Raw genomic sequence first — 12,437 nt, 5'->3', positions numbered from 1 at the left:
GTAAATTTTTTGGTGGAAAAAAATCTTTTTATAATTTTATTCCACCTTTTACATCAGAACACAATAACGTTTGCACTCAGAAGGGTATCCCTGTTTTTGAGGCGCTATTATTTTATTAATAAATTTTTATTATTTGTTAATGTCATGTTAGCACAACAACGTCTACTTTCAAAAAGCGGAAGGAGAAGCATGTTCCGCTGTCTGCTGTTTTTAGCTGCAACTTTTATTTATGCTCCTGCTTCATTTTCGCAGACCACAGCCACGCACGGTGCTGCTTTTACGGCAAGGCTGATGAACCTGGAAGCCGCAGTAACGGAGACCTTCCGCTACAATGCAACATTGCACAACAGTTCCGGTCAGGCCAGGGTGTATGAGCTAACGGCCGAAGCCCCCATCGGCTGGAACGTAGCCTTTAAGGTGGAGGGCAGCCAGGTGGCTTCCTTCCGGCTCGACTCTAACAAAACACAGGACATCTCTGTGGAAGTATTGCCTTCACCGGCAGCAAGGCCGGGAAAATACACGATCCCCTTAAAGGCCGTTACGGGCACGGATACCTCAGTTCTGACGATCGAAGCAGTCGTAAAAGGTGCGTATGCAGTGGAACTGACCACACCCACAGGCCGCTTAAGTGACGAGGTAACAGAGGGCAGCAGCACCTCCCTGCACCTGGTGGTACGGAACAGCGGCACGATCGCACTCGATAACCTGGAGCTTTCAGCACAGTCCCCATCGCAATGGGAGGCTTCCTTTGAGCCTTCAAAAATAAACCGGCTGGAGCCGGGCAAGGATAAGGATGTGACCGTAACCTTAAAAGTGCCGGATAAGACCATTGCCGGTGATTATGTAACCAATTTCAATGTAAAGAACGCAAGCGCCAATGCCAGCGCTTCCTTTCGCATGACGGTAAAAACGTCTTTTCTTTCCGGATGGATCGGGTTGCTGGTCATCCTGCTGGCCATCGGTATGATCTATTACCTGATTCGTAAATACGGCAGAAGATAATTATGGAAGCTCCAATCATCGAACTGAAAGGATTGACCAAATGTTATCGATCCCTCAGGGCTGTTGACAACCTGGATCTTGAAATCAGCAAAGGGGAGATCTTTGGTTTGCTCGGACCTAACGGAGCCGGTAAATCCACAACAATACTGATGATGCTGGGTCTTACCGAGCCAACAGCCGGTACCGCTACTATTTGTGGTTTTAATGCCACAAAAAATCCGATACCGGTTAAACGGAAAGTAGGGTACATGCCGGACAGCGTCGGATTCTATAACAATCTGACCGCGCTGGAAAATTTGATTTATGTGGGCCGCCTGAACGGTATTCCGGGGCGGCAGGTGCACGACCGCGCAAAAGAAATGCTGGAAGAAGTAGGCCTGGCGGATGCCATGCACAAAAAGACGGGGGTGTTTTCAAGAGGGATGAAACAGCGGCTGGGTCTTGCGGATGTACTGATCAAACAGCCGGAAGTGATCATACTCGATGAACCCACACTGGGCATTGATCCAAGTGGTGTAAGGGATTTCCTGGCACTGATAAGACAGCTAAGCCGTCAGCAGGGGTTAACCGTATTATTGTCATCGCACCACCTGCACCAGGTACAGCAGGTATGCGACCGGGTGGGGATCTTTGTAGGAGGAAAATTACTGGCAGAAGGAAATATCGAAACACTGGCGGGCAACCTGTTTTCCAGTGACCCGTTCCTGGTGGAGGTCACCGTTAAAAACCCGGTACCACCTGCATTGAAGTCTGCCCTGCTGCAACAGCCGGACGTAAAAAATGTATCTGTGGAGGAACGGCTGCTGCGCATTTCCGGCGATGTTAACGGAACACCGGCCATTGTGCGTTTTCTTGTTGAACAGGGAATGGAGATTACCGGTGTTCATCAGCATGCCTACGGCCTCGATGAAATTTATCAACGTTATTTTGAAACCAATTTAAATGAAACCAGTTCCAATGAAAAGTCCAGCGGTTTATTTCAAAGGTCTTTTTTCAGGAAACGCCGGCAATAGAACGGCCGCTGCGGAGCAGCCTTTTTCTGCAATGGTGCGGAAAGAGGTTGCCGATCATATACGCAGCTGGCGGTTCATCGTATTACTGGCAATCGTATTGCTTACCTTTTTTGGTTCCATGTATGTATCCCTGTCGAATATATCCAAAGCAACAGGCAATGTAACGGATCCGGACCGGTTGTTCCTGTACCTGAAGCTATTGACGATAACTGATAATACCCTGCCTCCCTTTCATATTTTTGTTGGTTTCCTGGGGCCGTTACTGGGCATCGGTTTGGGATTCGACGCCGTGAATGCAGAGCAGAATAACGGAACGCTGATCCGGTTGCTGGCTCAGCCGGTATACCGGGACAACCTGCTGCTTTCAAAGTTTACCGGGGCCCTTATCGTTATCAGCGTCCTCTTTTTATCACTGGCGTTGCTGATGATCGGCGGCGGACTTATTATCACCGGTGTTAAGATCGAACCACAGGAATTTTTACGTATCCTTTGTTTTATCCTGCTCACGATCGTTTATATTGGCTTCTGGCTGAATCTTTCCATACTGCTTTCTGTAGTTTTCAGACAGGCGGCCACTTCGGCGCTGACCGCCATTGGCATCTGGTTGTTTTTTACCGTTTTTTACCAGCTGGTCATCAACCTGGCGATCAAGGCCTTTTTGCCGGACCCTGCCCTGCTGATGCCGGAAGAGATCGCCGCTTATAACGACCGGATCAATACTTTTTTCCGGCTGGCTCCCAGTCAGCTTTATGCGGATGGTACCACCACATTGCTGATGCCGTCTGTAAGAAGTCTTGGCCCCTTGTCGATGGAGCAGATGGCGGGCGCTGTTCCCTCGCCACTTCCATTGAGGGAAAGCCTGCTGATCGTATGGCCGCAGCTGTGTGGCCTGGTAGCAGCCACATTACTGTGCTTTGCCCTGGCATATTATCTTTTTATGCGCAGGGAAGTGCGGAACTAAGTGATCCTGATGTGTTGCTTTGGTTTCCCGGTCCACACGTTTTTTTTCCATTTGTAAATTCCGCCGGCATTTCAGCACCGGATAAACTAACTTCGCAATCCGGCCGGATTCAGGAACACTGTTTTTATATTCATTTAAAGTAAAAACAAGTCCGGTCCGTCTTTAGTAAAAACGGTTTCGTCTATAGTATACCGTTGTCAGTAAAAAAGTATGACACAGGAAGCAACAAAAGCCCGCGGGGCCAGGCCGAATATGTTTGCCCTATTAAAGCCCTACAGAGGACTGATTTTTCTGTTGCTGCTGCTGGCGCTTTTAAGCAACGGACTCAATCTGGTCATTCCCAAACTTATTCAAACAGCCATTGATGATTTTTCACACAGCCGGTTTGAGCTGCGGCGGGTGTTGATTTATTTTGCGGGTGCATCGGTTTTGATCCTGGTACTCACCTATCTCCAAAGCCTGGTACAGACCTACGCGTCAGAAAAAGTGGCCCGGAATCTGCGGGAACAGCTGGCCGCAAAAATTTCAAGGCAGACACATGCATTCATCCAGGAAACCGGCCCCAATAAACTGCTGACCAATATTACTTCGGATGTGAATGCGGTGAAGACCTTTGTGTCGCAGGCCATTGTCAATATTATTTCTTCCATTGTACTGATCGTGGGTACTTCGGCGCTGCTGCTGAGCATCAACTGGCGGCTGGGATTGATGGTATTGGGAGTGATACCCATTATAGGTATAACATTTATACTGGTATTCCGGAAGATCAAAACGCTTTTTAAACGGTCGCAGGAAGTGATCGACCGGCTGAATAAAGTGATCAATGAGTCGATACTGGGCGCCGCACTGATCCGTGTATTGAACGCGCAATACCAGGAATACAATAAGTTTATTGAGGCCAGCGGAGAGGCCAAAAACCTGGGGCTTGCTATTTTAAGATTGTTTGCGACCCTGATCCCTGTTATCGTATTTACTGCCAACCTGGCCATTCTGACAGTGGTGGCTGTAGGTGGTCATTATGTGATCACCGGCACCATGACCATGGGAGCTTTTGCTGCGTTTAACAGTTATATTGCTATATTGATCTTTCCTATTTTGCTGATCGGGTTTATGAGTAACCTGATCGCGCGGGCCTCCGCTTCCTATGCCCGTATCCACCAGGTACTGAGCGCGCCTGATACAGAAACCGGCGGCAGCTTTGAAAAACAACTGGATGGCCGTATTGAAGTGAAAGGGGTTACCATCGCATTCGGTGAGAAAAAGGCGCTGGATAGCGTTTCGTTTACAGTAGAACCCGGTTCGCGTACTGCCGTTATTGGTCCGACTGCTGCGGGCAAGACCCAGCTGTTTTATGCGTTGACCACATTAATAAAACCACAGGAAGGGACGATTTATTATGACGATGTTCCGATCGATGACTATAACCAGGAAATATTGTTGCGGCAGGTAGGGCTGGTATTCCAGGACGCGATCATCTTTAATATGAGCCTCCGGGAGAACATTGCCTTCAATGCTTCTGTTACAGAAGAAGCACTTGAAAAGGCCATACAGACCGCCGAACTTTCTGATTTTGTTGCCGGCCTGCCCCGGGGATTGAATACGGAGGTTTCTGAACGCGGACTGAGTTTATCCGGCGGGCAAAAACAGCGGATCATGCTGGCCCGGGCACTGGCAGGCAACCCTAAGATCCTGCTGCTGGATGAATTCACAGCACGCGTTGACCGCAATACGGAACAGCGGATCTGGAAAAATGTGGCGGAACATTATCCGGGTATCACCATTATCTCTATCACCCAGAACCTGGCGCCTGTAAAGGACTATGAGCAGATCGTGCTGCTGATGGAAGGCGAACTGGTGGCTAAAGGAACACATGAGGAATTGCTGCGATCCAACCCGGAGTACAATCAGATCCTACAGAGCCAGCAAAGTCTGAATAATTATCAAACAACAGAAGTTTAAATAATGCAGGAGGCTACTACCAGTTTGCAGATCAATTACGACCTGAACCAGGAGCAAAAAAGTTCGGCCGGCGCAGCCTTGCGTAAGATGTTCCGGTTCATGAGAGGGGAAAAAAAGAACCTGGGCATTGCTGCTTTTGTTATGCTGCTGAATGCAGGCATCACCATGCTGACGCCCTACCTGATCGGGTATATTGTGGATCATTTTATCCTGCAGAAACAATATGGCCTGCTGCTGCAATATTGCGGGGTATTGCTGGGAATTTATATTGTATGGGCCGGTACGGAATACCTGCAGGCCAAGCTGATGGGGAGTATCGGGCAACGGATGCTGTACCAGCTGAGAAATGAAGTCTTCAATAAACTGCAGGAACTGCCGGTGGCCTTTTTTAACAGGAACCGCTCGGGTGACCTGATCTCCAGGATCAATAACGATACCGATACAGTCAACCAGTTCTTCTCGCAGTCGCTGATGCGGTTCATGGACAGTATCTTTTCGATGATCGGCGTGGCCGTCTTTGTATTGTCGATTCACTGGAAGCTGGGCGTGGCTTCATTGGTGCCCGCCGTTTTTATCCTGTTGTTTGTTTTGCTGGTGTCGCCCTGGGTAAAAAAGAAGAATGCCATCAGCATGAAGGCCAATGGTGGGTTGAGTGCCGATATCCAGGAAGGACTTCATAATTTTAAAACGATCATTGCCTTTAACCGCCGCGATTATTTCCGGCAGCGCTTTGAAAAAGTAAATGCGGAAAACTACAGAACATCGGTAACCGCAGGTATTGCCAACAACCTGTTTACTCCGGTTTTTGGTTTTTTCTCCAACCTGGCGCAACTGATCGTGCTGGCCTTTGGTATCTACCTGATCATCGAAGGACAATTCACCCTGGGCTTACTGATCAGCTTTATAAGTTATGTGCAGCTTTTTTACCGTCCGCTGCGTGAGCTGGCAGCGTTGTGGGCCAGTTTCCAGACCGCGCTCGCCGCATGGGACCGCATCTCCGTTATTCTTTCCCTGCGGTCTGATCTTCCGGTTATCGAAACCGGTAATGCCGGGTCCGCTTCTGGTGATATAGTAATGGCATTTCAAAATGTGTCGTTTCAGTATCCCGATGGCAAGAAGGTATTGCATGCTATCAATTTCAAAATGCAGCGCGGCAAAACCTATGCGCTGGTAGGGCCTACCGGTGGCGGAAAAAGTACAACGGCTGCCCTGATAGCGCGGCTGTATGATCCTACGGAAGGGGCGGTGCTGCTGAATGGCCGCGATATCCGTTCTTATACCACTGAGGAGCGCACCCGGGAGATCGGGTTTATCCTGCAGGAACCGTTCCTGTTCAGCGGAACGCTGAAGGAAAATATTCTGTATGGGAACACCGCACTGCGGCGGTTAAGTGATGAAGCGCTGTTGCAGGCCATCCGTACAGCAGGACTGGAAGCGCTGCTTTCCCGGTTTGATCAGGGGCTCGATACGCCGCTGCTGAATGCTGCAGATACCGTAAGCCTGGGACAAAAGCAGCTGATCGCATTTATCCGTGCCGTATTGCGGAAGCCGCAGATCGTGATCCTGGATGAAGCTACCGCCAATATCGATACGGTGACGGAGCAACTGCTGGAAGATATTCTGAAAAAATTACCGGAAACCACCACGAAGGTGATCATTGCGCACCGGCTAAACACCATCGAAAATGCCGATGAGATCTTTTTTGTGAACGGCGGGGAAGTGATTCCAGCCGGTACCCTGGAACATGCAATGGACATGTTGCTGCAGCACAAACGGGCCAGCTAAACCTTCCGGCCGGAACCTACGCTCCGGAAATAAATATATTATTATTTAAAATAATGTATATTTGTCGGTATTCTTTTAAACCATTAAGAAGTTAAGGATAGTTAAGTTGCAGGAGTGCTTAATGCACCTTAATGCCTTAATGTTTTGTAGCTTTTTTAAACCATTGAGGAGTTAAGAATAATTAAGCTGCAGGGGCTCTTAATGGACCTTAATGCCTTAATGTTTTGTAGCTTTTTTTGAACCATTGAGGAGTTAAGAACAGTTAAGTTGCAGGAGCTCTTAATGCACCTTAATGCCTTAATGTTTTGTAGCTTTTTTGAACCATTGAGGAGTTAAGAACAATTAAGCTGCAGGAGTTCTTAATGGACCTTAACGCCTTAATGTTTTAAGCCGTTATGAATAAACAATACTAACGATGACAAAGAAAGAAGTCACGCAGCTTTCCTATGAAATTACAGGTTGCGCAATCAGCGTACATAAAGAATTGGGACCCGGTTTATTGGAAAGTGTTTACCAGCGATGCCTGGAATATGAACTTGCCCGGAATCATTATGTTGTTGTACGACAGGTTTTGGTTCCGGTTATTTATGGCAATATAACAATCGACACCGATCTGCGCCTGGACCTGTTGGTAAATGATTGTGTGGTTGTGGAGCTGAAGACGGTAGATCATTTACTGCCGGTTCATGAAGCACAATTGCTTACTTATATGAAGCTGCTGCAAAAGCCTCAGGGATTGCTGATCAACTTTTATGCAGATAATATTACAAGAGCGCTGAAGCCATTTGTAAACGAATACTTCAGCGTGTTGCCGGAGTGAAGAAGGCCGCTGTGCATCCTTTTTACTTTTTCGATGTCGGACATACAAAATCGGTGATCTTAAATTTGTCCGCCTCTTTTATGGCCTTGAAACCACCATTTATGTCAACAATATTGTCGAACCCCCGCGCTTTTAAAATCGAGGCGAAGATCATGGAACGGTAGCCACCGGCACAATGTATATAAACCGGTTTATTGCGGTTGATGGCGGCGATGTGCTGGTTAATATAATCCAGGGGCACATTTTCCGCACCATCAATATGTTCAGCCTGGTACTCGCTTTCCTTACGTACATCCAGTATCAGCGGATCGGGAACGGCTGCAAGTGTTTCAGGTGTTATACTTTCAATGCTGTCAATTTCCTTCCCCGTTTTTTTCCAGGCTTCAATGCCGCCCTCCAGGTAGCCAATGCTGTAATCGTATCCCACACGGGCCAGGCGGGTAACTACTTCCTCTTCGCGGCCCTCGTCTGCAATGATTAAGATCTCCTGTTTCAGATCCGGGATAAGGGTACCCACCCAAACCGCAAAGCTGCCATCGATACCAATATTTATGGAATTGGGAATAAACCCTTTTGCAAAGTCCTGCGGGGCACGGGTGTCCAGCATAATGGCTCCCGTATGATTGGCGGCTTCTTCAAAAGCATCCGGATCGAGCGCCCTGTTGCCGCGTTCCAACACTTCATCAACACTTTCATACCCTTCGATATTCATCTTTACATTCTGGGGAAAATATTGGGGCGGTTCTGTTAATCCGTCAGTAACGGCGGTGATGAATTGTTCACGGGTCAGTTCCGGGTTCAGCGCGTAATTTACTTTTTTCTGATGCCCCAGCGTATCGGTTGTTTCCCGGCTCATATTTTTACCGCAGGCGCTTCCGGCGCCGTGAGCAGGATACACGATCAGCTCATCCGGCAACGGCAGGATCTTGGAGCGTAAAGAATCAAATAAAAAGCCCGCCAGTTTTTCCTTTGTGAGGTCGCCGGATATCTTTTGCGCCAGATCGGGCCGTCCTACGTCGCCTATAAATAAGGTATCTCCGGTGAAAATGGCCGTATCTTTTCCGGTTTCGTCAGTCAGCAGGTAAACCGAACTTTCAAGGGTATGCCCGGGAGTGTGCAATACCTTTATGGTGGCATCGCCAATTTTAAAGGTTTCGCCATCCCTGGCAATATGTGCATCATACCCGAGATGGGCATCTGTTGGGCCCAGAACGATCTTTGCCCCCGTCTTTGCAGCCAGATCAACATGACCGCTTACAAAATCCGCGTGAAAATGTGTTTCAAATATGTATCTGATCACCACTCCGTCTTTTGCCGCCCGGTCGATATAGGGCTGCACTTCTCGTAACGGGTCAATAATTGCCGCTTCTCCTTTGGAAGAAATATAATAGGCCCCCTGGGCCAGGCATCCGGTATAGATCTGCTCAACTTTCATACACACTGATTTAACGGGTCAAAGTTCGCGTTTACTACTATATACAAACAGTAGGAAATGATTTTGGTTGCTGACTAGCTGGCCTGCTGTATAAAAAGGAACTTAAATCAATAGTTTCCAGATGCTGTTGTTGCGAAAGAGCTGGTTTGAGCGTTTTTATGAAAAATTGATTTGTGAGAAACTTTTTCATATTGTTTTTATTGGTAATCTCCTTATTATCCTGCTCCAAACAGGGAAATAAGGATAATGATGGAATGATACTCTGTGCGTTGCCGCCACCAAAGTTGAGCTTACGGCTTGTTCATGCGGAAACAGGAGCGGATCTTATTGCCGGCAAGCAGTTGGATACCGCAGCTGTAAGCATCACCAATGAAAAAGAGGAAAAATTTAAGTTTGGGATAATGGGAAATGACACACTTAAAGTAATGGTTGTGCCGCAGTTTTCATACATAAAAGGTGATAACCAGTACCTGTTGAAAGCAGATACACATTCTGTATCCATTACGGTAAACATGATCTACGGGAAATGCGGTGAATATATTGGTGAACTAAAAGCAGGCGGGGTTAAAGCATCAAGGGATACGCGCGGATTCTACATTATAAAGTTGTAGTATTTTGGAAACCCAACCCGGCCGGGTTTCTTACAGTAACGGATAACTATTACCAACGCACTCCTCCGGAACATTAAAATTCTGTGCCCCAGTGTCGCTGTGGCATTATCTTCCTACATTTGCCGCATGCAGTTTAAGGAGGTTATCGGCCAGCATTCGTTGAAAAAGGAGCTCCCCGAACTGATGAAGGAGAACCGGCTGGCGCACGCGATCTTATTTTTGGGAAAAGAAGGCAGTGGTGCCCTGCCACTGGCATTGGCTTTTGCACAATACATTGTTTGTGAACGCATCAGCCGCCCGCTTGCTGTGTCACAGGGGCCTTCACTTTTTGGAGACCCGGAACCGGAGCCGGATACGATCTCTTATGATTCCTGCGGCACCTGTCCCTCCTGTGTAAAAGCGGCTGCGTTTGCCCACCCGGACATTCATTTCAGTTATCCTGTTGTTACCAAAAAATCAGGAACACCTCCCATCAGTACCGATTATATAACAGAATGGAGGGAATTCGTAAAAGGATACCCGTACGGGAATGCCTATGACTGGCTGCAGTTCATTGGTGCCGAAAATAAACAGGGAAATATCACCGCACAGGAATGCAATGACATTATAAAAAAACTGAACCTTAAAAGCTTTGAGAGTGAGTATAAAGTGCTCATTATGTGGTTGCCGGAATACCTTGGTAATGAGGGCAACAAGCTGCTGAAGCTGATCGAGGAGCCGCCACCCAATACGGTATTCCTCTTCGTTGCTGAAAATGAAAGCCAGATACTGGCTACCATCCTGAGCCGGGTGCAGCTGATAAAAGTGCCGCTGCCGGAGGACAGGGAGATTGAAGCGGCCCTGCTGGAGCGGAATAACACGTCCCCGGAGACTGCCGCCCGCATTGCAGCTGTAAGTCAGGGTAATTATCATATGGCCCTGCAGCTGGCGCAGCATGCCGAGGAAGACTGGCAGGAGCTGCTGCGCGACTGGCTGAATGCGATTATGAAAACAGGCCCGGTGGCCCAGGCCAAATGGGTGGATGAGATCAGCAAACTGGGCCGGGAAAAACAAAAACAGTTTTTACAATATTTCAATCACCTGCTGCAGCTGGCGGTCAAGATCCAGGTTTTTGGACAGGCGGGAGAAGGATTCCCGGAAAAAGACCTGGATTTTGCAACGCGTTTCAACAAAATTACCCGCATGGAGCAGCAGGAAGCCATTATAAATGAACTGGATAACGCAGCTTATTATATTGAGCGCAATGCAAACAGCAAAATGCTGTTTATGGCACTCACCATTAAAATTTATCATATCATTAAGGACAAAATCGTATTTTTGAATGAATGAGGTGTCCGGAAATGAGGAGGAATTGATTTTTTAAAACAAATGGGGTGTAGTGGTTTTTGTGTGTTTTAAGAACTTGTTTTTTGTCGTTTATTAACCAGATATATTCATAACCGGTCAATTCTCCCGGTTATCACACAGGTAAGACCAAATATATTGTTTGGCCTGGTATAATAATATTGCATCAGCAGCGCACAGTTCTCAGCACCCTCCCTATAAAAAAGTTAGAATGGGTTGTTCAAGTTGTGGTACGGCCACCGGCGGTAAGCCGAGTGGATGTAAAAGTAACGGTGGCTGCAGTACAGGTGGGTGCAACAGGATGAATACATACGATTGGTTGCGTAATCTCCCCATGGCCAATACAGAGGATCAGTGCAATGTGGTGGAGATCAGTTTCAGTAAAGGTACCCGGAAGGATTTTTTCCGCAATACGACCCTCCAGTTATTTGAAAAAGGGGACCTGGTTACCGTGGAAGGCGTAAGTGGTTTTGATGTAGGCGAGATATCGCTGACAGGCGAGATCGTACGGCTTCAGATGAAAAAATACGGGGTAAAGGAGGAAAACCCCGATATGAAGAAGGTGTTGCGGATGGCTACAGAACGCGATCTGGATCAGCGCCGGATCAATAAGAACCGGGAACCGGAAGCCGTGATCCGCAGCCGGGCCATTGCAAAACAGCTGAACCTGAACATGAAGATCAGCCAGGTGGAAATGCAGGCGGATGGACGCAAAGCGACCTTTTTCTATATCGCCGACGGACGGGTGGATTTCCGGGAACTGATCAAAGTATATGCCCAGGAGTTCAAGGTAAAAGTGGAAATGCGGCAGATCGGCGCCCGCCAGGAGGCCGGAAAAGTAGGCGGTATCGGAAGCTGTGGCAGGGAACTGTGCTGCTCTACCTGGTTAACCGACTTTAAATCCGTCAATACCACCGTTGCCCGTTATCAGAACCTTTCCATTAATCAAACCAAATTAAGCGGCCAGTGCGGCCGGCTGAAATGCTGCCTGAACTATGAGCTGGACACCTACCTGGATGCGCTTCAGGGATTTCCCAATGACTGCGACCAGTTGCAGGTAGCAAAAGGCAATGCATTGCTGATCAAAAAAGATATCTTTAAAAACCTGATGTGGTATTCGCTGCCCGACAGCAACAAACAATACCCCCTTACCATAGACAGGGTTCGTAAAATAAAATCACTGAACCGCCAGAATGTGATCCCGGAAGAACTGGAGCCGGTGGAGGTGACCAGTTCCAAACCCGTGGAAGTGGAGCCCGAATTTGTGGATGTGGTGGGCCAGATCAGTCTGCGCAGCCTGGAACGGGCCGATAAAAAGAAACGGCAGCAAAAGAGGAACCAGCAGCAGGGGCAGCCACGCGCCCAGGGTCCAAACCCAAAACAGGGTGGAAAACAGCAGCCACCGCAGAAAAAAGAAGGCAACCGTCCCCCTCATCAGAAACATAAACCCAACCGGAGCAAACAACAACAGGACGGGAAAAAACAGGGATAGGATTTTTCCGGTTTG

At 48.0% G+C, this 12,437-nt stretch carries 10 protein-coding genes; 9 read left to right on the top strand and 1 reads right to left on the bottom strand.

Annotated elements, in window-relative coordinates; genetic code table 11:
• The first annotated feature begins 144 nt into the window (after positions 1–144).
• The 6 genes from K7B07_RS09355 to K7B07_RS09330 all read left to right on the top strand — a co-directional run bounded on the left by K7B07_RS09355 (position 145) and on the right by K7B07_RS09330 (position 7,540).
• Positions 145–1,002, top strand: coding sequence for a COG1470 family protein (locus tag K7B07_RS09355; RefSeq protein WP_223709164.1), 858 nt, complete (start codon positions 145–147; stop codon positions 1,000–1,002).
• 2 nt (positions 1,003–1,004) lie between these two features.
• The gene (locus K7B07_RS09350; protein WP_223709163.1) at positions 1,005–2,015 is read left to right on the top strand and encodes an ABC transporter ATP-binding protein; all 1,011 of its coding nucleotides are present in this window, start codon (positions 1,005–1,007) and stop codon (positions 2,013–2,015) included.
• Positions 1,960–2,976: an ABC transporter permease gene (locus K7B07_RS09345; RefSeq protein WP_223709162.1), complete on the top strand. Its 1,017-nt coding sequence runs from the start codon at positions 1,960–1,962 to the stop codon at positions 2,974–2,976. Before K7B07_RS09350 ends, K7B07_RS09345 begins: the two co-directional genes overlap by 56 nt.
• 210 nt (positions 2,977–3,186) lie before the next feature.
• On the top strand, positions 3,187–4,935 hold the full coding sequence (locus K7B07_RS09340) for an ABC transporter ATP-binding protein (protein WP_223709161.1): 1,749 nt from the start codon (positions 3,187–3,189) through the stop codon (positions 4,933–4,935).
• Positions 4,936–4,938: 3 nt separating this feature from the next.
• A complete protein-coding gene (locus K7B07_RS09335; RefSeq protein WP_223709160.1) occupies positions 4,939–6,720 on the top strand; it encodes an ABC transporter ATP-binding protein in 1,782 nt (593 codons plus the stop codon).
• Positions 6,721–7,135: 415 nt separating this feature from the next.
• Positions 7,136–7,540, top strand: a complete 405-nt coding sequence (locus tag K7B07_RS09330) for a GxxExxY protein (protein WP_223709159.1) — start codon at positions 7,136–7,138, stop codon at positions 7,538–7,540.
• A 22-nt stretch (positions 7,541–7,562) separates the two neighbouring features.
• Here K7B07_RS09330 and K7B07_RS09325 read toward each other — a convergent pair whose 3' ends face one another.
• On the bottom strand, positions 7,563–8,975 hold the full coding sequence (locus tag K7B07_RS09325; RefSeq protein ID WP_223709157.1) for an MBL fold metallo-hydrolase: 1,413 nt from the start codon (positions 8,973–8,975) through the stop codon (positions 7,563–7,565).
• A 173-nt stretch (positions 8,976–9,148) separates the two neighbouring features.
• Between K7B07_RS09325 and K7B07_RS09320 the strand changes: the two genes are divergently transcribed.
• The 3 genes from K7B07_RS09320 to ricT all read left to right on the top strand — a co-directional run bounded on the left by K7B07_RS09320 (position 9,149) and on the right by ricT (position 12,422).
• Complete coding sequence (locus K7B07_RS09320; RefSeq protein WP_223709155.1) at positions 9,149–9,586, top strand: hypothetical protein; 438 nt, start codon at positions 9,149–9,151, stop codon at positions 9,584–9,586.
• A 126-nt stretch (positions 9,587–9,712) separates the two neighbouring features.
• Positions 9,713–10,915 carry a DNA polymerase III subunit gene (locus K7B07_RS09315; protein ID WP_223709154.1) on the top strand — a complete coding sequence of 401 codons (1,203 nt, stop codon included), beginning with the start codon at positions 9,713–9,715 and terminating at the stop codon, positions 10,913–10,915.
• Between the two features lie 316 nt (positions 10,916–11,231).
• On the top strand, positions 11,232–12,422 hold the full coding sequence (ricT, locus tag K7B07_RS09310) for a regulatory iron-sulfur-containing complex subunit RicT (protein WP_223709152.1): 1,191 nt from the start codon (positions 11,232–11,234) through the stop codon (positions 12,420–12,422).
• Positions 12,423–12,437: the final 15 nt, after the last annotated feature.

This window comes from Niabella beijingensis (assembly GCF_020034665.1).
Classification (GTDB): Bacteria; Bacteroidota; Bacteroidia; order Chitinophagales; family Chitinophagaceae; genus Niabella; species Niabella beijingensis.
The sequence above is the reverse complement of the archived record's forward strand: the minus strand, read 5'-3'. Positions and strand labels throughout refer to the sequence as shown.

Coding starts and splice junctions, on each gene's coding strand:
- K7B07_RS09355 (WP_223709164.1), top strand. CDS start 145: ATGTTAGCACAACAACGTCTACTTTCAAAAAGCGGAAGGAGAAGCATG.
- K7B07_RS09350 (WP_223709163.1), top strand. CDS start 1,005: ATGGAAGCTCCAATCATCGAACTGAAAGGATTGACCAAATGTTATCGA.
- K7B07_RS09345 (WP_223709162.1), top strand. CDS start 1,960: ATGAAAAGTCCAGCGGTTTATTTCAAAGGTCTTTTTTCAGGAAACGCC.
- K7B07_RS09340 (WP_223709161.1), top strand. CDS start 3,187: ATGACACAGGAAGCAACAAAAGCCCGCGGGGCCAGGCCGAATATGTTT.
- K7B07_RS09335 (WP_223709160.1), top strand. CDS start 4,939: ATGCAGGAGGCTACTACCAGTTTGCAGATCAATTACGACCTGAACCAG.
- K7B07_RS09330 (WP_223709159.1), top strand. CDS start 7,136: ATGACAAAGAAAGAAGTCACGCAGCTTTCCTATGAAATTACAGGTTGC.
- K7B07_RS09325 (WP_223709157.1), bottom strand. CDS start 8,975: ATGAAAGTTGAGCAGATCTATACCGGATGCCTGGCCCAGGGGGCCTAT.
- K7B07_RS09315 (WP_223709154.1), top strand. CDS start 9,713: ATGCAGTTTAAGGAGGTTATCGGCCAGCATTCGTTGAAAAAGGAGCTC.
- ricT (WP_223709152.1), top strand. CDS start 11,232: ATGAATACATACGATTGGTTGCGTAATCTCCCCATGGCCAATACAGAG.